The organism is Schaalia sp. 19OD2882 (genome assembly GCF_018986735.1).
Classification (GTDB): Bacteria; Actinomycetota; Actinomycetes; order Actinomycetales; family Actinomycetaceae; genus Pauljensenia.
In genome coordinates this window covers 698,063-721,335 of the sequence record NZ_CP065521.1, presented here as the reverse complement: position 1 = coordinate 721,335, position 23,273 = coordinate 698,063, and the positions used below count along the sequence as shown (strand labels likewise).

Annotated in this window: 18 protein-coding genes; 9 read left to right on the top strand and 9 right to left on the bottom strand. The window is 68.2% G+C overall.

The features are described 5' to 3' along the window. Nucleotides 1-67: 67 nt before the first annotated feature. The 3 genes from I6B53_RS03075 to I6B53_RS03065 are packed head-to-tail and all read right to left on the bottom strand — an operon-like array spanning nt 68 to nt 3,059. On the bottom strand, nt 68-991 hold the full coding sequence (locus I6B53_RS03075; protein ID WP_216764795.1) for a type II secretion system F family protein: 924 nt from the start codon (nt 989-991) through the stop codon (nt 68-70). Further along, the gene (locus I6B53_RS03070) at nt 988-1,851 is read right to left on the bottom strand and encodes a type II secretion system F family protein (protein ID WP_367880393.1); all 864 of its coding nucleotides are present in this window, start codon (nt 1,849-1,851) and stop codon (nt 988-990) included. Before I6B53_RS03070 ends, I6B53_RS03075 begins: the two co-directional genes overlap by 4 nt. Beyond that, nucleotides 1,848-3,059, bottom strand: a complete 1,212-nt coding sequence (locus tag I6B53_RS03065) for a CpaF family protein (RefSeq protein ID WP_216764794.1) — start codon at nt 3,057-3,059, stop codon at nt 1,848-1,850. Before I6B53_RS03065 ends, I6B53_RS03070 begins: the two co-directional genes overlap by 4 nt. 196 nt (nt 3,060-3,255) lie before the next feature. On the opposite strand from I6B53_RS03065, the gene I6B53_RS03060 reads away from it, so the two are divergent. Then, nucleotides 3,256-4,590, top strand: a complete 1,335-nt coding sequence (locus I6B53_RS03060) for a phosphotransferase (protein ID WP_216764793.1) — start codon at nt 3,256-3,258, stop codon at nt 4,588-4,590. Nucleotides 4,591-4,639: 49 nt separating this feature from the next. Here the strand turns inward: I6B53_RS03060 and I6B53_RS03055 are convergent, their stop codons facing one another. Together I6B53_RS03055 and I6B53_RS03050 are read right to left on the bottom strand one after the other, a co-directional pair. Beyond that, nucleotides 4,640-8,212, bottom strand: a complete 3,573-nt coding sequence (locus I6B53_RS03055) for an ATP-dependent DNA helicase (RefSeq protein WP_216764792.1) — start codon at nt 8,210-8,212, stop codon at nt 4,640-4,642. Continuing rightward, a complete protein-coding gene (locus I6B53_RS03050) occupies nt 8,209-11,397 on the bottom strand; it encodes a PD-(D/E)XK nuclease family protein (protein ID WP_216764791.1) in 3,189 nt (1,062 codons plus the stop codon). Before I6B53_RS03050 ends, I6B53_RS03055 begins: the two co-directional genes overlap by 4 nt. 97 nt (nt 11,398-11,494) lie before the next feature. Here I6B53_RS03050 and I6B53_RS03045 point away from each other — a divergent pair, with 97 nt between their 5' ends. Next, complete coding sequence (locus I6B53_RS03045) at nt 11,495-11,722, top strand: DUF3107 domain-containing protein (protein ID WP_216764790.1); 228 nt, start codon at nt 11,495-11,497, stop codon at nt 11,720-11,722. A gap of 41 nt (nt 11,723-11,763) precedes the next feature. Here I6B53_RS03045 and I6B53_RS03040 read toward each other — a convergent pair whose 3' ends face one another. Beyond that, nucleotides 11,764-12,393 (bottom strand): ferritin-like fold-containing protein, encoded by a 630-nt coding sequence (locus tag I6B53_RS03040; protein ID WP_216764789.1) that lies wholly within the window; start codon nt 12,391-12,393, stop codon nt 11,764-11,766. A 95-nt stretch (nt 12,394-12,488) separates the two neighbouring features. Between I6B53_RS03040 and I6B53_RS03035 the strand changes: the two genes are divergently transcribed. From I6B53_RS03035 to I6B53_RS03005, 7 genes are all read left to right on the top strand, one after another. Next, the gene (locus tag I6B53_RS03035) at nt 12,489-13,184 is read left to right on the top strand and encodes a FadR/GntR family transcriptional regulator (RefSeq protein WP_216764788.1); all 696 of its coding nucleotides are present in this window, start codon (nt 12,489-12,491) and stop codon (nt 13,182-13,184) included. Between the two features lie 123 nt (nt 13,185-13,307). Continuing rightward, on the top strand, nt 13,308-14,747 hold the full coding sequence (locus tag I6B53_RS03030; RefSeq protein WP_216764787.1) for a four-carbon acid sugar kinase family protein: 1,440 nt from the start codon (nt 13,308-13,310) through the stop codon (nt 14,745-14,747). A gap of 43 nt (nt 14,748-14,790) precedes the next feature. Beyond that, complete coding sequence (locus I6B53_RS03025) at nt 14,791-15,672, top strand: NAD(P)-dependent oxidoreductase (protein WP_216764786.1); 882 nt, start codon at nt 14,791-14,793, stop codon at nt 15,670-15,672. A gap of 49 nt (nt 15,673-15,721) precedes the next feature. Then, entirely contained in the window at nt 15,722-16,615 is an 894-nt protein-coding gene (locus tag I6B53_RS03020; protein WP_216764785.1) for an SMP-30/gluconolactonase/LRE family protein, read from the top strand. A gap of 16 nt (nt 16,616-16,631) precedes the next feature. Next, nucleotides 16,632-18,461: an alpha/beta hydrolase gene (locus I6B53_RS03015; protein WP_216764784.1), complete on the top strand. Its 1,830-nt coding sequence runs from the start codon at nt 16,632-16,634 to the stop codon at nt 18,459-18,461. Between the two features lie 317 nt (nt 18,462-18,778). Then, nucleotides 18,779-20,404, top strand: a complete 1,626-nt coding sequence (locus I6B53_RS03010) for a DEAD/DEAH box helicase (protein ID WP_253954000.1) — start codon at nt 18,779-18,781, stop codon at nt 20,402-20,404. Nucleotides 20,405-20,806: 402 nt separating this feature from the next. Beyond that, nucleotides 20,807-21,130, top strand: a complete 324-nt coding sequence (locus I6B53_RS03005) for a ribonuclease E inhibitor RraB (protein ID WP_216764782.1) — start codon at nt 20,807-20,809, stop codon at nt 21,128-21,130. 63 nt (nt 21,131-21,193) lie between these two features. Here the strand turns inward: I6B53_RS03005 and I6B53_RS03000 are convergent, their stop codons facing one another. From I6B53_RS03000 to I6B53_RS02990, 3 genes are read right to left on the bottom strand one after another with little or no spacing between them, the layout of a single operon-like run. Next, nucleotides 21,194-22,006 carry a hypothetical protein gene (locus tag I6B53_RS03000; RefSeq protein WP_216764781.1) on the bottom strand — a complete coding sequence of 271 codons (813 nt, stop codon included), beginning with the start codon at nt 22,004-22,006 and terminating at the stop codon, nt 21,194-21,196. Continuing rightward, a complete protein-coding gene (locus tag I6B53_RS02995) occupies nt 22,006-22,713 on the bottom strand; it encodes an ABC transporter ATP-binding protein (protein ID WP_216764780.1) in 708 nt (235 codons plus the stop codon). Before I6B53_RS02995 ends, I6B53_RS03000 begins: the two co-directional genes overlap by 1 nt. After that, complete coding sequence (locus I6B53_RS02990; protein ID WP_216764779.1) at nt 22,710-23,096, bottom strand: GntR family transcriptional regulator; 387 nt, start codon at nt 23,094-23,096, stop codon at nt 22,710-22,712. Before I6B53_RS02990 ends, I6B53_RS02995 begins: the two co-directional genes overlap by 4 nt. Between the last annotated feature and the right edge of the window lie 177 nt (nt 23,097-23,273).

Genomic DNA, 23,273 nt, shown 5'->3' with positions numbered 1-23,273 from the left:
GTTCTCCTTCGTGTGTCGGCTCGGACGTACCAGTGGGTCAGGGTGGGTGAGAGCATCGGGCAACGGGTCACGGTGACAGTGAGACGACGACCAGTCCCGGGTACAGGGCGAAAAGGACCGTGACCGGCAAGATGAGGAAGACGACGGGCACCATCATGGCGATCTCCCGTTTGCCCCCCTCTTCCATGAGCGCCGTTCGGGCGCTCTCGCGGATGTCACGCGCCTGGTCGTGCAGCACCTGTGCCAGCGGGGATCCGCGTTCGATGGCGGTGACCAGTGTCTGGACGAGTCTTTCGAGGGCGGCGGCCTCGTTGCGGGCGGACAGGTCCTCCAGGGCGCGAGTCACCGGCACCCCGAGGTGCACCTGCTCGGAGACGATGTCGAGTTCTTCGCGCACAGGGCCGCTGCAAGCCAAGCGGATCCGGTCCAGCGCATCCGGCACCGACTCGCCGGCGCCCAGCGCCAGGGCGAGCAGTTCCGACACGTCGGGCACCTGCAGGTCGATGCGGCGCTGGCGGGCCCTCGCCCGCCAGGAGAGCACCAGGTCCGCCGCCGCCGCTGCGCACAGGGCACCCAGGGCCATGACCGCCAGGACCAAGCCGCCGGAGGCAGGGCTCATTCCGGAGCGCAGGACCACCGGCAGCAGCACGACCACGGCACCGACTGCACCGAAGAGGGCCAGCAGGGTCTGGCGCAGGCGGAACACTGGCAAGGTGCCGCCCTGTCCGAGCAGGGTCAGGCGACGTTCGACCGTGGCCGAGGTCGATCCGATGGACTCCAACAGGCCCAGCACGGGGCCGCAGACCCAACTCGGGGCCGGTGGGCGTTCGCCCTGGCCCGCGATGCCCCCTTCGGCCACCCGACGTGCCAGGTTGGGCAGCGTTCGGGCACGCGCGCCCAGCAGGAGGAGCACTCCGACGGCGAAGACCACGCCGAGCAGGGCGGGCCCCCACACGAAGGGGTCGGTGACGTCAGGCAGCAGGTGCCTCATCGCAATGTCCTCGTCTCGGAGGTGAGTCTGCCCAGGGCCTGCATGAGCACATAGGCGAGTACGCACAGGAGGGCGCCGGTGACCAGGACGCCGATCCCTCCGGGGGAGTTCCACACGCGGGCGGCGCCGGGTTGGGTGGACACCAGGACCAGGACGATCCACGGTGCGACGACTGCAAGTCTGGCGGCGTTCACGGTCCACGACTGGCGGGCTTCGAGTTCGCCGCGCGTCCTGGCGTCCTCACGCAGGAGGATGCCCAGGTCGCGCAGCAGTCCGGACAGGTCCGACCCACCCACTTCGCGTGCCAGGCGCAGGGCTTCGACGATGCGGTCGGCCACAGGATCGGCGCATGCCGCCTTGAGGGCGTCCAGGGCGGGGGCGAATCGTCCGCTGGCGCGGTACTCGGCTGCGAAGAGGGCGAACTGGGGGCGCAGGGCCTCGGGGCCCTCGGTGGCCAGGTCGCACAGGAGGTCCGGCAGACCGGCACCTGCGCGCACCCCGGACACGAGCAGGTCGACGACGTCGGGCCAGGCGCGGCGCAGCACCTTCGTGCGCGCGGCCGCCCGGGATGCGACGACCAGTTGCCCCATGGGCGCCACGACGAGGGCGACGACGAGCGCCACCATCCACACCCCCGTCCACGCCAGGACGGCCAGGGCCACGACAAGAGCAGCAGCCGCGGAGAGCATGAGAAGGCGGGTGAGCGTCAGGCCGCGGATCTCCGAGCGTTGGACCTGTTCCTCCCACGCCTTCCACCATCCGGGCGCGGCAATGGTCGGAGCTCGCACGCCGAGGACTGCCCAGGCCATGAGGAGCAGTCCGACTCCGAGGACCAACCCCAGTGCAATCGCATCCATCATCGACCTCCGAGAAGTGCCGTCAGGTCGTGTCCGGAGGCGGCGAAACGCTCATACATCTCCAGACCCCCGGAACCGCGGTGTGCGCCGCCCTCGTCAACGGTCCACAGGACCCCGGCCTCGATCCGCTCCCCCTCGCTGCGTCCGGCCAGGGAGAGGACCTCGGTCAGGCGCCGGCGTCCTCGCCAGTCCCTGTGCACATGGCACACGAGGTCGACGCTGGCGGCCAAGGTCGGCACGACGAAAGCAGTGGTCACATTGCCTCCGGCCAGCAGGGGCAGGCCGGTGAGTTTGGACAGGGCTTCGCGGGCCGAATTCGCGTGGACGGTCGCCATGCCGGGGATTCCGGCGTTGAGGGCCAGCAACAGGTCCAGGGCCTCCGGGCCCCTGACCTCGCCGACGATGATCGTCTCGGGCCGCATGCGCAGGGATTCGCGCACGAGGTCGCGCAAAGTGACCTCGCCCCGCCCTTCGAGGTTTCCGGGGCGGGTCTGCAGGGCCACGCAGTCGCGGTTGGACAGGCCGAGTTCGAAGACCTCCTCGCAGGAGATCACCCGGCGCGTGCGGGGGATCTCTCCGGCAAGGGCTCGAAGGACGGTGGTCTTGCCGGCCTGGGTGGCCCCCGAGACGACCACGGACAGGCCCACGTGGACGGCGGCCGCCAGGAAGCGCGCCACGGGCGGCGCCACCATGCCGATGGCTTCGAGTTGGGCCAAGGAACGCGCGGCGCGCACGTGTTTGCGGATGTTGACCGACCAGTGCACACCTGCCACCGGCGGGATGACCACGTGGAGGCGTTCCCCACTGCGCAAGGTCGCGTCCACGAAGGGTGAGCTCAGGTCCAGGCGCCGTCCGGAGTGGTGGAGCATCCTTTCGACGAGGTCACGGATCTGATGGTCGGTGAGGATCACGGTGGTGAGTTCCGGGTTGCCGTCCCTGGCGACGAAGACACGGGAGGGGGAGTTGATCCAGATCTCCTCCACCGACGGGTCGTCCATGAAGGGTTGCAGGGGTCCGAGTCCCGTGACCTCGGAGAGCAGGGAGCGAATGGTGTCGTCGCGTTCACCCTGGCTCATGGGGGCGGCAACCTCGTCGAGCACGGATTCGACGACGCTGCGCGCACGCTCCGCCGAGGCGAAGGGATCGGTGCCCGTGCGGGCAAGTTCGGCCCTGACACGCGCCAGGATGGGGTCGGCGCTCGCCTCCAGCATGTGTGTCCCCCTCCTCGATCAGCAGTTGCTGCGAAACTGTCCGCCACGAGGGCGGATACCTTCCCTACGTGAAGCACACCATGTCTTGGGCTCTTTCGGAAGGGATTCGTACAAATATGTGGACAAGGACCGCATGCCGACCACACGCCCGCCCCGGCTCCGGGGAAGCGCGAGAGCGCGCATGTACCGTGGCCTGATGACACGCACGAAGACTCCCCTGGAACTCGCCGCACTGGCCACGGTTGCCGTGCCCGGACTGCAGGTGGCCGCCGTGCGCCCTGTCGCCCACAGCGACGAGCTGGTCTCGATCACGGGAATCGTCGACTCCTCCGGCAACAGGTGGACGATCACCTGCCCGCACGACACCGTCGGCGGATTGGACATGGAGGCCCAGCAGACGGTCCTGGCCCGCCTGGCCAAGGCCACGGACCACCGGCGCATTCCCTTCGACGTGCCCAGGCCGGCCGGGGCCACGACGACCCCCGAGGGCGACCGTGTCCTGGTCCACAAGGATCTGGGCGGGCGCGCCATGGTCGAGGAGGACTTCGAGGACTCCCAGATGCTGCCCGCATCCTTGGCCAAGGCCCTGGCCTCACTGCACAACCTTCCTCCATTGATCTACACGGGCGCCGACCTGCCCTCCTACGACGCGCCGGAGTGCCGCATGCGGCACCTGTCGGTGCTGGACGAGGCGGCCCGGGCCACGGTGATTCCCGCGAACCTGTGGAACCGGTGGGAGGCCGCCCTGGAGGATGTGACCCTGTGGCGCTTCGCGGCCGTACCGGTGCACGGTGACCTGCAGTCGACTGCGGTCGTGGTCGAGCGGGGAAGTGTCGTGGCGCTGACCGGTTTCCACGGAGCCCACGTGGGCGACCCCGCGGTGGACGTCTCCTGGGTCCTTGCGCAGGCCGGCGACGATTTCCTGGCCCGGTTCCAGGAGGCCTACTCGATGGAGCGCCACGGGCCGGACCTGCACCTGTTCACCCGCGCCCAGCTGATCTCGGAGCTGGCCCTGGTCCGGTGGCTGGTGCACGGGATACACGCGCAGGACCGTCAGATCGTGCGTGATGCCCGCACGATGATCCAGGAGCTCTCGCAGGACGTGGGCGATGACCTCATCGTCCCGCGCCGCCCGAACCCGCATGACGTGTCGGCTCTGACCGAGGAGGACCTGCGTGGTCCGATCGACCTGCATGAAGGGGACGTGCCCACTGTTCTGAACCGACGCGTGGAGGCGCCTCGTGGAGGTGCAGGCCGTGGTGGCGGGCGCTCGGTGCCGTCGGCTCCCGAGGGCGTCGGAGCGGCGACGGTGGCGGGACCCACGGCTCGTGAGCGGGCGGGGCTGCCGCCTCGGGTTCGGGTACGGAGTCGACCTGTGCGCGCCGAGGGCTCCCATGGGGAGCAGGCGCTGCACCAGGCCCCGCCGCAGGCGCCGGGCGGCGCCCCGCGTGGGGGTGGGCCCGAGGTCGCCCCTCAGGATGCGATCCCCACCGAGCGCCTCGACCTGTCCGAAGTGCCGCACTCGGACTGACGACGCCTGCGCTCACCCGCCTTCTCGCCAAGGCCGCCGACTCGGGCGCTCACAGGCGCAGGTGGGCCGCGTCGAGGCCGGCTCCCACTGCCCGATCCAAGTCTGTCGGCGCCGCGACCCCGCGTCGTGCCAGCATCGACAACAGCTCCTCCACGGTGAAGGTTGCCGGCTCCTCGAGGAAGACCACCGCGGTCCCGACCTCGTCTTCAGCCTTCCCGCAGCGCCGGGCACGGGCGCGCCGGTAGAGCCTGAGCTGCGTGGCGTAGTAGGCGATGTCCTTCGGGTCCGAGCCGGGTCCGACCACGCGTCCCGATTTCCAGTCGACCACGACGTCGCGGCCGTCCCTGCCGCGAAGCACCGCGTCGATGCGTCCTTGGACCGAGACCCCGCCCACGTCCACCGCGAAGGGTTCCTCGACGGCAACGACTTCGTGTGTGCGCAGCAGATCCAGGTGCCGGAAGTTGTCCTGCATGGTTGCCAGGCGGCGACGCTCCCTCGGCCCCAGGGCCTCCACGCCCGGCACCTCCACGTCCCACAGGGTGCCGGTGGAGACCCGCAATTCTCCTTCGATCCACTGGTGGAGAAGTGAGCCGAGCATGGATGAGGCGCGCGGCTGGACGGGCAAGGGGCGTCGCAAGTGTGCCGCGAAGTCCTCCGGCGCGCTCATGAGATCGTTGACGGAGGTGGCGGCAAGTCGGTCGACTTCGACCTGCCGGGCCGCATGTCCTTCTGCGTGCAGGCGACGCTCCTCCACCAGGGCGATCGTGTCGCGCACCAGCGGCTCGGCGTCGAGGTCCTCCAATTCGGCCAGGACGTCCCGATCGGTGCGCATCGATGCGCGCAGCGTCTCCAGTCGCTCCGCGCTGAGTCGGACCCGCCGCCTGGAGGGGCCTTCGGGCAGGGGATGGATGACCGGGTCGTCGTCGACAGCCATTTCGGCGATCTGCTCGTCGGTGGGGACGGCCTGGACGGCGGCGTCCAGGGCGTCGATCTCACGCGCCCGACTCGCGGCGTCCAGGTCCCCCACAGCAGCTGACGAGGCCGGGTCATCGGAGTGCCTCTCCTCGGCAGCGCACATCCGGTCGGCCGACTCCTCCGGGCCCGTGCAATCCCCTCGGCAGGCAGGGTCCGACCCTCCCACGAGGTCTGTCTGACCTGTGAAGAGGGCGTGCAGCGCGGCGCGGGCCTCCATGAGGTAGCGGGAGGGGAACTTCGGCGTGGTGGAGAAGTCCACCCACGAGCCGACGAGCAGCATGTCGTGACGCGCCCGTGTCAACGCCACATAGGCGAGTCGGCGTTCTTCGCGTTCGGCGTGGGCGCCGAAGGCCGCTCTGGCCACCTCGCGCACGTGTCTGTTGAAAAGGGAGGTCGGCGTCGAACGGGAGGAGGTGGCCTCGGCCATGAGTCCGTGGAAGTGTTCGGACAAGGAAATGACCTCCCCCAGGCCTTCGACCAGTTCGGGCAGGTCAGCCGCATCCCCACGGATCGGGTAGGGCAGTTCCGAGCGCGCCTTGAGCCATCCACTCGACGGCGCGGGGTCGCTGCGCCAGTCGACGGGCTTGGAGGAATGGCTGGGGAATATCGAATCCCCCATGGACACCACCGCCACGGAATCCCATTCGAGGCCCTTGGCGGAGTGGACGGTGAGGATGTCAACGGCTCCTGGCGCGGGTGAGTCGACGGGGCGGGCAAGACCGTCCTCCTCGGCTTCGGCCACAGCCAACCACTGGAGGAATCCGCGCATGTCGGCGCCGGGGACCTCGGCCTCGTAGGTGAGGGCCACGTCGACCAGGGCGTCAAGGGATTCACGGCCACTGTTGGACAGTGGGTCGGCAATGAGGTCCTCGACCAGGCCGAGGATCCCGATCGTGCGTTCGACCTGGTCGACGACCCCACGGCCGAGGCCGGCCCGTACCGCGCGTAGGCGGCGGGCGAGCAGGCTCACTCGTTCATGGGCGGCCCTGCTGAAGCGGGGGCCGTCACTGCCCCGGGGTCTCCACCCGGCCTCGGGCGGGTCGTCGACAGCGCTGAGCAGGATCGTCGTCGGATGAGCCGCCCCCTTCGCCCCGACGCCCGCCGCTTCTGCGGAGCTTCGCGCCTGCTGGCGCGCCCATTTGCCGAGCAGTGCCATGTCCGCCGTGCCGAGGTCCATGGCCACCAGGAGTCTCGGCAGCCACTGGGCGGCGGACGGGTCCTGCGCGAGCTCAAGGGCCGCGCGGACGTCGGCAACCGCCGGTTGGGCGAGCAGTCCGCCGAGGTCGCAGATGTGGGTGGGTATGCCGGCCTCTCGCAGTGCACGCTCCACATCGGGGAAGTCCCTGCGTCGGCGACACAGGATCGCGCAGGTGCTCCGACGTCCCCCCTCCTGATGCCGCGTGCGCTGCACGAAGTCGACGACGGTGTTCATCTGCGCAGCGCGGTCAGCGACGTGGGCGACCTCGACGTGCCCGGTTCCGGCGCCGGGTCTGGGCCGCAGGAGCGGTGACTTCGCGCGGACCGAGTGGGCACGCAGCGGTTGTGCGACCGCGTTGGCGGCGACAAGGATCCTGCGGTCGTTGCGCCAGGCGGTGGACAGGGTCCGCGTCTGGTCGGGGCGCACGTCGCCCACCGTGGTGAAACGTTGCAGGAAGGACTCCAGTGACGAGGCCGAGGCTCCGCGCCACCCGTAGATCGCCTGGTTCGGGTCGCCCACGGCGGTGACCGGGTGGTCGTGGAAGAGAGTGGACAGCAGGTTCATCTGGATGACCGAGGTGTCCTGGAACTCGTCGAGAAGCACCGCACGGTGCTCTTCACGCAACTGGGAGACGACCTCGGGCGTGGAGGTGACGATCCGAGTGGCAAGGACCAACTGGTCGGAGTAGTCGATGACGCCCATGGCGCGCTTGCGCCGGTCGAACTCCTCGACGAGGTCGAGCAGCAGCAGACGCGCCTCGTTGGCGGCAAGCGCGTCACGCAGGTCGGCGGTCGGTGAGCCGATCTCGGCAAGGTCCTGCCCGAGGGCGATCAGGGCCTCGCGCGCCTGGTCGAGGCTCATGTCGTGTTCTCCGACGTGCCCCGCCATTGCCAGGGCGTCCTTGACCCACGTGGACAGGGCGACCTCACGTGGCAGGGCGGTGGGCCACCTGTCGATGACCTCGGTCATGAGTTTCACGGCGCGGGCGCGGCCGATGAGGCTCAAGTCGGGGTCCAATCCGATGTGCATCCCGTGTTCGAGGACGATCCTCTGGGCGAAGGAGTTGTAGGTCAGGGCCGTGGGCTCCCCGTCGAGGGTGCCACCCAGATGCCCTGCCAGGACCTGCAGGTCCTGGCGCATCTTCGCGCCGAGTTCCCCCGCGGACTTGCGTGAGAAGGTCAGGCCGAGGATGCTGCGTGGGTCGAATCCGCGGTTGGCGACCAGCCACAGGACCCGCATCGACATGGTGGCGGTTTTGCCGGCGCCCGCACCTGCGACTACGAGGAGCGGCTCGGGTGGGAACTCGACGATGGCGGCCTGTTCGGGTGTGGGGGTCAGCACCGCGCGACCATCGGGGGTGGCCAGGGCAAGGACGGAGGCCGCGTCGAGATTCGGGTCGGCGACCAGGACTCCTTCAGGGGTCAGGGACAGGTGGTGCGTGAGGGTCATTCGATGCTCCTGACGGCCAAGGACTCGATGAGGTCGGTGCCGCCGCGCGGCCGGAAGTCGGTGGAGGGGATGGCGGCATAGGTGGGGCCGCGCATGATGTCGGCGACCGCCTGCAGCTCGCCGATCCAGTACTCGGTGCGCTCCGGGTCCAGCGGCATCTGCACGGCGGTGCGCACGTCACCATGACCCAAGTACTTGAGTTCGGCACCCACGCACATGCGCCCCATGGCGGTCAGGGCCAGTTGGTACAGGGCCAACTGCGGGTTGTCGGGCACGGGGACCGCGCTCTTCTTGTTGCCCTTCTTGGCGGTCTTGAAGTCGATGATCCGCCAGCCCTCCCCGACCTTCTCCAGGCGGTCGATCCTCCCGCGGATGCGCACTCCGGCGACAGTGACGTCGAAGGGGACCTCGACCTCGACCTGCGCATGAGAATCTGTGGCATCGAGGTAGGAGGCCAGGGCCGCCACCACCTCACGGGCGTGCTCGTGCACGCGGCGCCCGTTTTCCGTGTCCGGGTCGACATCGAGTTCCGGCAGGTGTTCCTCCAGGGCGGCGAGGATCCGCTGGCCTCCGCCGTGGGGGTGGGCCTCGGCCAGAGCATGGACCAGTGATCCAAGGGTCTGCGCCTGCCCCGGTGCTTCGCTCGCGCCGATGGAGGAGAGGAACCAGGCCATGGGGTTCTCGCGGACCTTTTCGAAGGACGAGGGCGAGACGACGACTTCCGCCGTGCTGCATGTGGCTTCGGCGGAGGAGATTCCTCCGGCGCCCGTCCACGTGCGGGGGTCTGCGGCGCTCACGCCTTCACGTGCGAGCAGGGCGAGCAGGGTCAGGGCGCGCTCACTGCGGGGGCCGGACTCCTCGGATGCGGCGATGTGGCGAAGGGCGCCGACGTGTCCGGCCAGGTCCAGGGGTGGCGGGACTTCGTCGACCTGCAGGTCATCCAGCGCGTCCCCACGAAAGCCCGGGACGAGGTCGAGGAAGGGTGATGGTGCCTGGTCCTCGGACAGGACGGCCCCTAGGTGGAGGACTCTGGTCGAGCGGGAGATCGCTGCGGCGAAGAGGCGGGTTTCGTCGTCGAGGACGGCTTTGCGTGCGGCCCTGGCGTCCTCCGGCACGATGACATTGCCGTCCTGGTCCTGCGGGAGGCGTCCTGCGACCAGGTCAGTGAGGATGTCGGTGCGCAGCAGCCGGTCACGCAGTCGCAGGTCGGGCCAGGTGCCGTCCTGGATTCCGAGCACGCACACGACCTCCCACTGCCGCCCCGCCGCCTGCGCGGGCGTGAGGACGTCCACCCCGGGTGGGCGGCGTCCGACGGCGCCCAGGGTGTCCACGGGCAGGGTCTCGGCCAGCAGGTCGGTGGCGAAGGCAAGGGCGTCACCACCAAGGTGGCGTTGTTCCCACACGTCCGCCACGCGGAAGAGGGCGAGGACGGCGTCGAGTCTGTCGTCGAAGAGGTCGCAGTCCCCGCCCCCCTTCACGGCCTGTTCTCGCCAGGACTGGGCGACTCCTGCGGCGTCCCACAGGGCCCACAGGGCCTGCGAGGGGCTGGAGTGGGCGACCTCGGATCCCAGGCGCCACATGCTTGCCGCGCGAGTGAGGGCCTCGCGGAGGTCTTGGTCGCCGAGCCCTTCGATCAGGTCAGGAGCCTCCAACAGGTCGACGAGGCCGACAGGTCGAGCCACCCCGACGCCCCTGTCGGCGTTGAGAGTGGACAGGGCGCGCTGCAGGTCCAAAGAGTCGGCGTCCAGGTAGGCGGAGTCGAGCAGCATGTGCGCCCTCTCCGTCGTGACCGTCGGGTCCTCCCCCTGGTCGGCCTCGTGCAGGAGGGCAAGGAGGACGCGGGTGACGGGCTGTGCGGAAAAGACGTGGGCCTGCCTCCTGCCGGCCAGGGGCACCCCCGCCCTGCGCAGGTGACGCCTGGTTTCCAGGACTCGGGAGGCGGATCGGACGATGACGGCCTGCTGGTCCCACGGGATCCCTTCGTGCAGGTGGTGGGCGCGCAGGAGGCGAGCGGTGAGGGCACCGAGTTGGGCGGCCGAGGCCGCCAGGTGAGTGCGCACCTCCTCCGGCGGGGCACTTGTGTCGGAGGCACGGTCTGCGGCGGGGGTGGTGTCGGTCCGCACGCCGCCCACCTGCGGCGCCTGTGGTGTGTGGACGCCGACCGTGCGGCGCCCTGCCGGCCCCGACTGGCCGATGCGTGAGACCGTCCTTCGGACCAGGTCGCGCAGAAGCGGGCCACCTCGGTGGACCTGCCCCAGGTCCACGATGTCGACACCCAAGCGTTCGGCCAGACGTCCATCCAGGTGGGGCTGGCCGCCACGGTAGGAGGCGACGGCCACGTCCGGGTCCGAGAAGGCCACCACGCGGGCCCCTGCCCCGGCACATGCTGCCAACAGCTCGACGGTGGAGGCCGTGCAGTCCTGAAGGTCGTCGACGACGACCGTGTGCGGAAGGGGGGGTGGCGCCGTGACGCCTGCGCCGTCGGCCCGCTCCTGCCAGTGGGTGAGCAGTGTGGCGGCGAGGTGTTGGATGCGTGAGAGGTCGGCCTGCATCGAAGTGCGAGTGGTGACGTCGAATCCTTCTCCGTGCTCCCATTCGTGAAGGAGGTGTCCGGCGCCCTGCCAGACGGGTATGTCCAGTTGGGCGCCCAGGCGGGCCAGTTCGAGCCCGTCGATGCCGGCTTCTCCCGCGCGCGCGAAGAGGTTCCTCACCTGTGCTCGAAAGGCCGGAAGTGCGCGCAGCCCGGGACTGATCGAATCCGGCCAAGGAGCGTCCGTGGTCACGAGCAGACGCCCGAGGAGTTCTTCTTGCCGGGCGCCGGTGACCAGTTGGAGGGGGCCCAGGGGATCGGTGCGCACTCGCCTCCAGGTGTCGACGACGTGGTAGGCGAAAGCGGCCGGAGTGCGCACGGGCCGCACCAGATCCGGCGCCATCTCCTGGACGAGGGGCATGAGGCGGTCGGCCCGCACACGGTCCGGAACCAGGACGAGGACGTCACCTCCGCGTGCCAGGGCCTCGCGCGCGGTGGCCAGGGCGCAGGTTGTGCGACCCGAACCCGGCGCGCCACGAACCACCATGTCGTGGTCACGGGCAAGTTCCACCGCATGGGACTGTGCCGTGTCGAGTTCGACCTTTCGCCCTGCCCTGTGCAGATCCGGCAGTGTCCCAGCCCGTCGTTCGCTCATGACTGAATGATCCCAGAGGCCACCCACGTCTGCGTCCACCCATAATGGATGTCATGACCCCCGGGCGCCTGGAGCACCCGAAAAGAAGGAGACCTGCATGATCACCGTCGTCATCGGCGTGCGCGACATCGCCCGTGAACTCACCGTGGACCTGGAACTCGACGCCGACCGGTTCTTCGCCTCGGTCGACCAGGCCGTGCGTGCGGGCACCCCGGTCCAGTTCACCGACACCAACGGTGACCGCGTGCTGGTCCCGTCCTCGGCCCTCGGATTCGTCCAGGTCGTCAGCGAGAAGCCTCAGCGCGTCGGTTTCTCCGTCGACTGAGCCCCCCGGTTCGCCCTCAGGAGCGACCAGGACCCGCGCTCTCAGGCCTGCAGCCCCAGGTCCGCCATGCGTTGGCCGTGGCACTTCGTCACCTTTTCGACGACGGCGTCGACCTCGTCGGGGTCGCTGAGCAGCGCGGGATGGGTGAACAGGGTCGACCGGACCAACCCGAGGACCTCGCCGGCAACCCGCCGCGCCCACAGGGACAGTCGCGCCGCCACCTGCGGGTCCTGCGCGATCGTCGGTTGCAGGTGCTCCATGGCCCACTCGCCCTGCCCCAGGTCCCAGTCGGTGTCGTGGTCGGCGAAGAGGCCGTGGGCGCGGGTGACCTCGTTGAGCAGGTCACCGAAGATGCCGACGGTGACGTAGGTCTTCACGCTGCGTTCGGACCAGCGGGCCGGACGCGTCCTGGCGTCGAGGTCGTCGAAGAGGTCTTCGAAACGACCGGCGACCTCCAGCAGATCCAGTCCGCGGTGCTGGGCCCACAGCTCGATCTCCTCGAAATGTCGAAAGGCGCGGGCGCTCATGCGCGCGTGCGCCACATGGGCGGTGATCGAGGGCGCCTGGTCGCCGTCCTTGGCAAGGCGAGTCATGACTGCCAGTGCGGAATTCGCCAACAGGCCGACGACCTCGGCGTCGGCGGCTTCCACGGGTTCGTAGGTGCGTGTCATGTGCTCCAGCGTAGTTCGATGCATGTGCCGCCGGGGCCCTGCGGCACGTGCCGACCGGTGCGTGTGTGAGAATCGTCGGAACGGAGGAGGCACGAATGAGCAGGGACCTTGTGGCTCGGACGGTCGACGCGATCCTGGACCGCGTGGCGGATGGAACCTACGCCCTGGATGCCGCCCTTCCCAACGAGGTGGACTTGGCCACGGATTTGGAGGTCTCCCGTCTCACCGTGCGCGAAGCCGTGAAAATCCTGCGCGAAAGGGGCGTCCTGCGCGTGCGTCAAGGACGCGGCACCTATCTGGCGCCCCAGTCGGAGTGGACGGACTTGGCCACGCTCATCGAGATGACACTGCGCACTTCTTCCGAGCGCGAGGTCGGTTTGAAGCTGGTCGAGTTGCGGCGGATGGTGGAGGTGGGCTCCGCCGGCCTTGCCGCCCGCAACCGCAGTGAGGAGGATGTGGAGGAGCTGCGCGAACTCATCGCCCGCCTGGACGAGGCGAGCACCGCCGGCGACGTCCAGCACGTGGTCGATGCGGACATCGCCTTCCACAGGGCGATCATGAACGCCAGCGGAAACCCCTTCATCACGGCGATCATGACGCCTTTGACGCAGGTCCTGCGCACATCGCGTTGGGTGACCTCCTCCCATGAGGACGTCCGCACCCGTGCGCAGACGCACCACCGGGAGATCCTCGACGCAATCGCCGACGGGGACGAGGAACGCGCCAAGGACGCGATGCGTTCGCACATGACGCAAACGCGCCTGGATCTGGCCGATCACGCACGCGACTGAGGCCGGGTGGTTTCTCGATTCGCTTGTCGAGGAAGCACGAGAGGCGCTACGCTGACAATCAGTCCTCAGAGGTCTGAGCACAGAGGGGTGCGCGGACCTGGGCCTCCACGCAAGGAGCACCACATGCCATCGGTCAGCAGCGCAGACCTTCTGTCACCACTCCCCCCGGCCCCCACCACCAGCGCGGCGCAGGTACGGGCCGCCCGGGCGGCCGACCCGTCCAACACCTTCTACGTCGTCCTGGACGACGACCCGACCGGCACCCAATCCGTCGCCGACCTACCCGTCATCACCTCATGGAGGCGCGACGACTTCACCTGGGCAATGGGAACGGGCGCCCCCGCCGTCTACGTCATGCTCAACTCCCGGTCCTTGTCCCCCCAGGACGCCCGGCAGGTCAACGAGGAAGCGGTCCAAGCCGCCCTCGCCGCCGCCCTCGAGGCAGGTCGCACGATCTCCTTCGTCTCCCGCTCCGACTCGACACTGCGCGGCCACTTCCCTGTCGAACCCGACACGATCATGGCCACACTCCATGCCCATGATGGCGCCCGAGTCGACGGCATCCTCATCGTCCCCGCCTTCGGTGATGCAGGGCGTGTCACCGTCCACGGCATCCACCACGCCGGCTCGGCCGCCGAGGGCTACCTGCCTGTCGGTCAGACGGAATTCGCGCGGGACGCCACCTTCGGCTACCACTCCTCCGACCTCGCCCAGTGGATCGAGGAGAAGACCCAAGGCCGGAGGAAGGCCTGCGAGGTCACACGCATCGACATCGACATGCTCCGCAGTGACAGGGACGGCGTCGTCGACCTGCTGCGCAGCGCCCACGACGGTGCAGCGATCATCGCCGACGCCGTCGTCGAGGAGGATCTGCGCGAGATCGCCCTGGCCCTGGCACGGGCCGAAGCGGCCGGCTCCACCTTCATCTACCGGGTGGGACCCCCCTTCATGCGGGCACGCCTGGGACAGGACATCCCCGCACCGGTCACCCCTGAGCGCATCGCCGCCACCCGGACGAACGCTCCCTCGACCTCCGGTGGCCTGGTCGTCATCGGCTCCCACGTGGCCCTGACCACCCGCCAACTCGACCACCTGCGCAAGGCCGAACACCCCCTGGAGATCGAGGTCGAGGTCCCCCGGCTCCTCGACCCGACCACCCGGGACTCCCACGTCCGGGCCGTGATCGACCAAGCCGTCGGAGCCCTGATGGACGGCAATGTCGTGGTGCGGACTTCCAGGAACCTCGTCAGCACCCACGACCCCCAGGAGTCCCTGGCCATTGCCCGCTCGGTCTCGGAAGCCGTCGTCCAGACCGTCCAAGGGGTTCTTGCCCGCTCGACTCCGCGATTCGTCGTCGCCAAGGGAGGCATCACCTCCTCCGACGTGGCCTCCAAGGGCCTTGGGATCCGCCATGCACTGGTCGTGGGCCCCATGTTGCCGGGAATCACCTCCATGTGGGCCGCACAGGACGGGCCCGCCGAAGGAATCCCCTACGTCGTCTTCCCCGGCAATGTCGGCGACGAGACCTCATTGACCTCCGTCGTACGCACCCTGTCCCTCTGAAACGCCTCGACACAGGGCAACGACGCCCGGAAAAGGAGAAATGATGACCACCAGAGTTGCCGTCCTCGGCTTGGGAGCCATGGGACTGCCGATGGCATCTTGGCTGTCCCGAAGCTTCGACGTGATCGGCGCCGACCCCTTCGAGGAACGCCGCGCTCTGGCAGCCGACCAAGGAGTCACCGCCGTCGCCTCCGCCCAAGAGGCAGCCCGCGGCGCAACGATCGCCTTGGCCGCCGTCCGCAACGGAGATCAGCTCGAAGACCTCCTCCACGGTCCCGACGGCATCGTCGAGATCCTCGAGCCCGGTGCGGTCGTCATCCTCACCTCCACCGTCGGCATCACCACTGTGGCAGCAGTGGCTGCTCGCCTGCGCGACAGGGGCATCGGACTGGTCGACGCCCCCGTGTCCGGCGGCCCCGTCCGCGCCGGCGAAGGCGACCTGCTGGTCACCTGCGGCGCCACGCCCGAGGACTGGCAACGCGCCCTTCCCGTTCTGGAGGAGATGGCCGGAACCCTGGTGCTCGTCGGCCATGAGCCCGGAAAAGGACAGGCGATGAAGACCGTCAACCAACTGCTGTGCGGGGTCCACATCGCCGCCGCAGGAGAGGCGCTGGCCCTTGCCGGCCTGCTCGGCCTGGACCAGCACAAGGCCCTGGAGGCGCTCATGGCCGGGGCCGCCCAGTCCTTCATGCTGGGCAACCGGGGACCGCGCGCAATCGAAGCCTACGAGGGCGGCACGCCCGAGACCGCCTCACGCATGGACATCTTCGTCAAGGACATGGGCATCGTCACGGCCACGGCCAAGAGCGTCGGCCTGTCCGTCCCGGTGGCCGCAGCCGCCGAGCAGCTCTACGTCATGGGTGTGGCCCAAGGGCGCGCCGCTGACGACGACTCGACGATCATCAACGTGGTTTCCTGCCGCTGACACGACCTCGACCCGCCACGAAGGGGTGGCGGTCCCAAAGGAGACACCCATGAATCTGTCCGAACTCATCTCCGACGTTTCAGCGTTGAAACGCCTCTTCACGGGTGGCAGGTGGCTCGAAGGCCCCTGCTGGTTGCCAACTGCCGGACGTCTGCGTTTCTCCGACGTCATCGGCAATCGCGTCTGGGACCTGGATCCGCTCAGCGGACAGGCAACGGTTCACGATGACGCCCCCGACCACGTGAACGGACGCACGATCGACCTGGACGGGTCGGTCATCCAGTGTTCCCACGGGGGACGCCGCCTGGAGCGCGACCGGGACGGGCACGTCAGCGTCATCGTCGACCGCTGGCACCAAGCCCGATTCAACGCCCCCAATGACGTCGTCGTGTCCTCCGACGGTTCTATCTGGTTCACCGACCCGGCCTACGGGATCATCTACCCCGAGGAGGGGCATCCGGGCAGACGCGAGTACTGCGACCACTGGGTCTTCCGCCTCACCCCGCAGGGACGCCTCACGGTCGCCCTGACCGACCTCGTCGAACCCAATGGGCTGGCCTTCTCCCCCGACGAGACCATCCTCTACGTCGCCGACTCGGCCGCCCTCAACCGCGAGGGTGCGATGGAACGCCACCACATCCGCCGCTACCTCGTCGACGACTGGCGTGTGAAGGCGGGGCAGGACTTCGTCGAGGTCCGCCCCGGCGTACCCGACGGGATCAAGGTCGACGAACACGGCAACGTCTGGTCCTCGTGTCTGAGCGGTGTCGTGGTCTACTCCCCCGACGGGCAGGAGATCGGCAGGATCCCGGTGCCCGAGAAGGTCGGGAACCTGTGTTTCGGAGGCGAGGACGGGAGCGATCTTTTCGTCGCCGCATCCACCTCGATCTACACGATCCCCACCCTGACCCGCGACTGCCGGCACCTGTCCGGCAGGGCATGAGAACGAGGAACCCGCCATGAAAACCCCTCCCTCTGGCACAGTGTCCCCGGCACGCCTGTGGACGGCACTGCTCCTGCTGCTCGCCCTGTCCTTGGGCGGAGCCGTCCTCGCGAAATCCGCCGACACCGGATTCGGACGCATCGACGTCCAGACGGTGACCTTCATGACCCCGTCGAACGCACCCATGACTGCGAAGATCTACCGACCGATGTGGGTGAGCGAGGATTCCCCCGCCCCCGGACTCCTGGCCCTGCACGGGTACCAGTCGGACAAGGAAGCGACCACCACCTTCGGCACGATCGAATTGGCGCGCCGCGGATTCGTGGTCCTGTCGATCGACCAGTTCGGACACGGTTTCTCCACGCAGCACGGGGTGGACCCGAAAATCATGTCCGGTGCCGCCCACGGCCTGGCGTATCTGAAGTCCCTTCCCTTCGTGGATGCGAAGAACCTCGGAACCTACGGGCACTCGACCGGCTCGATCTACGCCGTCAAACTGGCCAAGGCCGACCCCGACGTCAGGGCGGTCGTGGCACTGTCGGGTGAAGGAGGCGACCCGGACATCCTCGATGTGCGCAACTACCTGCTCGTGCAAGGGGACAACGAGGAGATCAGCCCCTACAGGGAGAAGACCTTTCCCGTCTCCTCCCTCACCACCCATCCGGCTCGTCTGGCGGCCTTCGGCCTGGCAAAGGGCGACACCCTCGAATGGAACCACACCTACGGGGACTTCGCGGACGGCAGCGCCCGTCGCGCCGAACTCGTGGCCGGCACCCACCTTGGAGTCATGACTTCCGGTGCGTCCAACACCGCCGTCGTCGACTGGTTCAACTCGGCCCTGCGAAACGGCACGCAGGACGCCCACTGGATCCCCAGCGACTCGCATGTCTTCCAGTGGAAGGAGATCGGCGGGGCCATCGCGTTCTTCGCCCTCGTCGCCTCCCTCGTCCCGCTCCTCGCCCTCCTGCTGCGTCTGCCGCTGTTCCAGGGGCTCAAGGGCTCCGAAGGCCCCTCGAGGCCGACCAGCCGACGCGATCTCATCATCTCGGGCACCATCGGAGTCGTCACAACGATCCTTCTTTACCCACTGTGCACGCAAAAGGGCGGCGGCCAGGACCCGATCTCGGCAGCCATCCCCTTCCTGCCCCTGCAGATGGGAAACGGCATCGCGACATGGTTGGTGGTGACGACCCTGCTGAACGTGGTGGTGTTCGTCCTGTGGAAGCGCTTCGGTGCCGGACGCGCTTCGTCGTGGTCGGACCTGGGCGTCCTTCCCGCTGAGCAGCCCTTGCGCCGGATCCTCACAGCATTGGGTCTGGCGGCCACCCTGGTCGCCTGGCTGGCTGTGGTGGTGGCGCTGACATCCTTCTTCCGTGGCCCTGAGTTCCGCGTCCTCTGGCCGATGCTCAAGCCGCTGACGCCCGAAAGGGCTCTCGTCCTCGCGCCCTACTTCCTCATCATCTGGGCGTTCTTCTTCGTGGTGAACGGGTTGTCCCTGAACACCATGAACCGGATCGAGGCGAAGGAGGGCCAAAGTGATCTGTGCCTGTGGGCCACACGTTTCGCATTCGTCTGGCCGACGGCGATCCTCGGCCTGGCCCTCCTGTGGCTCTTCCATTTCGTCCCCGGATACGCGGGCATCGGCCCGGGCATGGACGTCATCGGACTGCCCACCTTCGGGGGAAGGTGGATGATGATGCTCTCCGTCATCATCCCGCAGTTCACGGTCCTGGTCGCACTCAACATCTGGGTCCAGGTGCGCACGCGCTCGATCTGGGTCGCATCCGCCCTCGGCGCCGCCCTGTTCACCTGGATGATGGTCGGAGGACAGGTCGGAGCCTTCTGACCGCCTCCGCACCACCGGCCCGTCGGCGCCGGTCGGCCGTGGTGGGTGTGGCGCTCTCCTCACCGACGTGGGCGCCCCGCCCTCGTACAATGGCAGGGACCATGGCTGACCGGTCGCTTCGACACCTTCCTTCGCGCTGCGGCGCCTGACACTGCGCGATCGGCTGCCCCACCACCCCGGACGCGTCCCGGGGACGACCCGGGCCGTGCCCGGAGACAAGGCCGACCGTGAGCACCACTGTCACACAGGGCGCCGACGCGCCCGAGAACACCTCCCCCGCCCTGAATCCCGACGGCGTCGAATACTCCGCCGGAGTCGTGCGGCTGGGCAGCATCGTCGCCCCGCCTCCCGAACCCGAGGCCGCTCCCGACGTCATGGACGACGGTACGGCGACCGCCGACCTGGAGTCCATGTCCTTCGCGGACTTCGGGGTCACCGACCCCATCGTCGACGCCCTGGCGGACAAGGGCATCACCCACCCCTTCCCCATTCAGGCACTCACCCTGCCGCCCGCCCTGGACCGCCACGACATCATCGGCCAGGCGAAGACCGGCACCGGCAAGACCCTGGGTTTCGGGATCCCCGTGCTCGAGGACGTCATCGCCCCCGACGAGCAGGGCTACGAGGACCTGCTCAACCCCGGCAAACCCCAGGCCCTGGTGATCCTGCCCACCCGCGAGCTCACCAAGCAGGTCGCCGAGGACCTGCGTGTGGCCGCGAAGTACCTGTCGACCCGCATTGTCGAGATCTACGGCGGTGTCGCCTTCGAACCGCAGATCGAGGCCCTGGAGCGGGGCGCCGACATGGTCGTGGGCACCCCCGGGCGTCTCATCGACCTTCTGCGCAAGGGTGTCCTGCACCTGTCGGGGGTCGAGACCGTGGTCCTGGACGAGGCCGACGAAATGCTGGACCTGGGCTTCCTGCCGGATGTGGAGACGATCCTGTCGCGTGTACCTTCCAACCGGCACACGATGCTCTTCTCGGCCACCATGCCCGGCCCGGTGATTGCCTTGGCCCGCAAGTTCATGGTCCAGCCCACCCACATCCGCGCCCAGGACCCCGAGGACCAGGGGGCGACCGTCAACACCGTCAAGCAGGTCATCTACCGCGTGCACGCGATGAACAAGGTCGAGGTGGTTTCGCGCATCCTGCAGGCCGAGCACCGTGGACGCACCGTGATCTTCTGCCGGACCAAGCGCACCGCCGCCCGCTTGGGCGAAGACCTCACCGAACGCGGTTTCGCCGTGGGTTCCTTGCACGGTGACCTGGGGCAGGGCGCACGCGAGCAGGCGATGCGCGCCTTCCGCAACGGCAAGGTGGATGTGCTGGTGGCCACCGACGTGGCGGCCCGCGGCATCGATGTCGACGACGTCACACATGTCATCAACTACCAGTGCCCCGAGGACGAGAAGATCTACATCCACCGCATCGGCCGCACGGGCCGCGCGGGCAACTCCGGCACTGCCATCAGCTTCGTCGACTGGGACGACATCCCGCGATGGTCGCTGATTTCCAAGGCCCTTGGCCTGGGGGTGCCCGAGCCCTTGGAGACCTACCACACCTCCGAGCACCTTTTCACCGACCTCGACATCGACCCGTCGGCGACTGGACGTCTGCCGCGCTCCAAGCGCACGCGTGCCGGCCTGTCGGCCGAGGTCCTGGAGGACCTGGGTGAGACGGGCGGGCGCCACGGTGGCGGCCGCGGTGGCCGCGCGGGTGCGGGCCGCGGGGGCCGTGGGCGCGTGCACTCCCCGGAGCGCAACCGCCCTTCCAAGGACGGGGACCGCAGGGCGCATGGGGGCCAGCAGGGTCGTTCGGACCGTGGCGCCAGGGGACGAGGCCGGGGTGAGCACTCTCCCGAGCCTCGCCAAGGTGACGCCGCTGGGAGGGCTCCTCGCAAGCGCGTGCGCCGCCGCAAGGGTCAGTCCCCCTCAACCGACTGACCCACGCCCTTCCCGCGAGATTCGTCCGTCAAACGGTGAGATTCGTCAGTCGCGCCATCTCGGAGGAGTCTGACCGAGGCCGGTCGAGTGTCGACACGAGGAAGGTCGGGTCCTGCGCCAAAAGTCGGCGGCTGCAGCTGAAGCGACAAGGGCGGTGGTGGCGAGCATCAATGCTCGCCATTGCATGGAACCGTCGTGGAACCACCCGGCCGGGTCTTGCTTTGCGCCCATTCCTGTGCGTTCCTAGAGGCCATGGGATTCTTCAACTTTTTCAGACGTACCCCAAAGCCTTCCACGGGCACGACAGCAAAGACGAGCAATGCCTACAGGGGCGGCGGACTCCAGGAACCCGGCAAGGGGCGCGGCCACGGATCCGGCGACCACCGCAGCGCCGGGCACCCGATGGACGACAGACTGCTCGAGATCCTCGAATCCCAGGCCGGAGCCGACCTGAGCCTTGCCCGCGACTGGATCCACTATTCCTACTTCCCGGACGAGACCTCTGCCCGCGCTGCCTTGGCCGAGTGCGAGGCCGCCGGCTGGACCTGCGTCAATGACGTGTGGCAGACCGATGATGGGGCGTGGTCCGTGTCGGTGGCCCGTTTGGACACTCCTGTCAATCACTCGACCGTGCCCAAGGCACGTGTCTTCTTCGAAGAACTGACGGAGCGCCTCGGCGGCGAATACGACGGGTGGGAGTGTGCCGTGGAGCCCAGTGGCAAATGACCAGTGCGGGCAGGTGGTCGGTGCCACCTGCCCGCTGTCCTGCTGCCTCGGGCGTGCGCTTGCTCAGCGCAAGGCGGTGTGCTTCTCGACTGCACGGACACCCCAGCACGTGAGGACCGCACTGAGCAGCAATTGCAGGACGATGGCCCCGAATCCGATGATCTTCGGCTGGCCGCCTGTGACGATGGCGTCGATCAGCGATGGCACGGACCATTCCCATGTGAATCGTCCGGTCGTGATGTCGACTCCACCCGGCAGCAAGAATCCGAGGACGCCGAAGACCTGACCCGTGACGTAGTAGATCATGTAGCCGACGACAGGGGCCCCGAACCCCAGGTGATTCCAGCGCGGACCGGCGCCGATGGACATGATGGCCGCCAGGGGGAAGAGGTAGGTGAAGCCCATGATCGGTACGGATGCGACTGCGATTGCGAGCACGACCGGGTCGATGTTCGACAGGATCGTCGCGAATTGGTCCATGCGTGCGCCTACGTCCACGCCGTTCAGGTACGCCTGCGCCCACCACAGGGCCAGCTGCAGGACGAGCGCGACCGTCACCGCGACCATGAACGCCAAGTACCCGTGAATCGTCTTGGCCAGGAAGACGTTTCGTCCTCGTGTGGGCAGGGCCATCGTGAAGTAGCCCCGGTCGCCGTACATCGTCCGCCAGAAGTTCTGCAGGGAGATGACCAGGACTGCCGCGGGACATGCGAATGCTGCCAACGTGACGACAGTGGCGGACATCGTTGAAATCAACGGCCAACGCAGCATGACGATCGCCAGGGCAAGCGCCGCCACCAGCACTGACAGCCCGATGGCAGTGAGGTTCTGCTTGGCGTTGACGCGGAGCTCATGGGTGAAGAGCCGGGTGAACATCAGCGGTACTCCTTCCGGAACAGGCGGTCGAGGGAGCAGCTGTGCTCCTCGCGCAGGTCATCGGCGTTGCCGGCCATGAGCAGGCGTCCGTCCTTGAGTATGACGGCATGGTCGATGACGGGTTCGATGTCGGCGATGAGGTGCGTGGACACGATCATGAGGGCGTCTTCGCTGAAGTCTCGCAGGATGCCGTTCATGATGACTTCGCGCGCGGCCGGGTCCACACCGGAGATGGGCTCGTCCAGCAGGTAGACCTTGGCCTTTCGGGCCATGACGAGGGCGATCTGGAGTTTCTCCCCCATGCCCTTGGACATTTCCTTCAGGCTCCGCGTCATCGGCAGGGCGAAGAAGTCGATGGTCTCGCGCGCTTTGGCGGCGTCGAAGTCGTCGAAGAAGTGGGTGTAGAGGTCGATGGCACGCGCCGGGGTCAACGCCGGGTCGAGGAAGTCGTTGCCCGGCAGGAAGGCGGTGACGGCCTTGGTGTGCGCTCCCGGCGCGTGGCCGTCGAGGATCACGCTTCCGCTCCAGTCGGACAGGACTCCGGCGAGGATCTTGAGCAGGGTGGTCTTGCCGCATCCATTGGCTCCGAGCAGTCCGACGATGCTGCCGGCGGCAAGGTCCAGGCTGAGGTCGTCCAGGGCCGTGGTGTTCCTGTACTTCTTCGTCAGGTGGCTGACGCTCACCAGCGGGGTCTTGGGGCTGTTCATTTCTCCCCTCCTTCAGGGGTGGTCGCATCACGGTCCCAGCGGGCGCTGAGCAGGTCCTGGGCTTCCGGCAGCTCCATGCCGATGGAACGCAGGGAGTGGATGTGCTCATCAGTGGCGCGTAGGGCCAGTTCCCTCCTGACGAGGGCGATGGCGACGGGGTCGGTGGTGACGAAACGTCCTTGGGCGCGTTCTGCGGCGGTCAGGCCTTCGCGGTCGAGCTCTCCCAGGGCGCGTTGGATCGTGTTGGGGTTGGCTTGGGCTTCCAGGGCGAGTTCTCGCACGCTGGGAATCTTGGCTGCCGGGGCCCACGCTCCCGAGGCGATTCGGCGGCGATAGGTCTCGACCAGTTGCACCCAGATGGGGCGGGTGTCGTCGATGCGCATTCAACGCCCCCTTCCTGCGTCGGTGTATTAATACACTAATACAGTGACACAGATACTCGACTGTGTCAAGCCACTGACACAGTTCACTCCGCCCGATGACCCGAAACCGCACACAATCCTGACCACCCAGTTCAGCCGGGACCACTGTTTCCGCAGGTCACACCCGTCCAGCGTGGC

Bases quoted from the DNA above. Each gene is read 5' to 3' on its own strand.
- I6B53_RS03075 (WP_216764795.1), bottom strand. From the start codon at position 991: ATGAGGCACCTGCTGCCTGACGTCACCGACCCCTTCGTGTGGGGGCCC.
- I6B53_RS03070 (WP_367880393.1), bottom strand. From the start codon at position 1,851: ATGATGGATGCGATTGCACTGGGGTTGGTCCTCGGAGTCGGACTGCTC.
- I6B53_RS03065 (WP_216764794.1), bottom strand. From the start codon at position 3,059: ATGCTGGAGGCGAGCGCCGACCCCATCCTGGCGCGTGTCAGGGCCGAA.
- I6B53_RS03060 (WP_216764793.1), top strand. From the start codon at position 3,256: ATGACACGCACGAAGACTCCCCTGGAACTCGCCGCACTGGCCACGGTT.
- I6B53_RS03055 (WP_216764792.1), bottom strand. From the start codon at position 8,212: ATGACCCTCACGCACCACCTGTCCCTGACCCCTGAAGGAGTCCTGGTC.
- I6B53_RS03050 (WP_216764791.1), bottom strand. From the start codon at position 11,397: ATGAGCGAACGACGGGCTGGGACACTGCCGGATCTGCACAGGGCAGGG.
- I6B53_RS03045 (WP_216764790.1), top strand. From the start codon at position 11,495: ATGATCACCGTCGTCATCGGCGTGCGCGACATCGCCCGTGAACTCACC.
- I6B53_RS03040 (WP_216764789.1), bottom strand. From the start codon at position 12,393: ATGACACGCACCTACGAACCCGTGGAAGCCGCCGACGCCGAGGTCGTC.
- I6B53_RS03035 (WP_216764788.1), top strand. From the start codon at position 12,489: ATGAGCAGGGACCTTGTGGCTCGGACGGTCGACGCGATCCTGGACCGC.
- I6B53_RS03030 (WP_216764787.1), top strand. From the start codon at position 13,308: ATGCCATCGGTCAGCAGCGCAGACCTTCTGTCACCACTCCCCCCGGCC.
- I6B53_RS03025 (WP_216764786.1), top strand. From the start codon at position 14,791: ATGACCACCAGAGTTGCCGTCCTCGGCTTGGGAGCCATGGGACTGCCG.
- I6B53_RS03020 (WP_216764785.1), top strand. From the start codon at position 15,722: ATGAATCTGTCCGAACTCATCTCCGACGTTTCAGCGTTGAAACGCCTC.
- I6B53_RS03015 (WP_216764784.1), top strand. From the start codon at position 16,632: ATGAAAACCCCTCCCTCTGGCACAGTGTCCCCGGCACGCCTGTGGACG.
- I6B53_RS03005 (WP_216764782.1), top strand. From the start codon at position 20,807: ATGGACGACAGACTGCTCGAGATCCTCGAATCCCAGGCCGGAGCCGAC.
- I6B53_RS03000 (WP_216764781.1), bottom strand. From the start codon at position 22,006: ATGTTCACCCGGCTCTTCACCCATGAGCTCCGCGTCAACGCCAAGCAG.
- I6B53_RS02995 (WP_216764780.1), bottom strand. From the start codon at position 22,713: ATGAACAGCCCCAAGACCCCGCTGGTGAGCGTCAGCCACCTGACGAAG.
- I6B53_RS02990 (WP_216764779.1), bottom strand. From the start codon at position 23,096: ATGCGCATCGACGACACCCGCCCCATCTGGGTGCAACTGGTCGAGACC.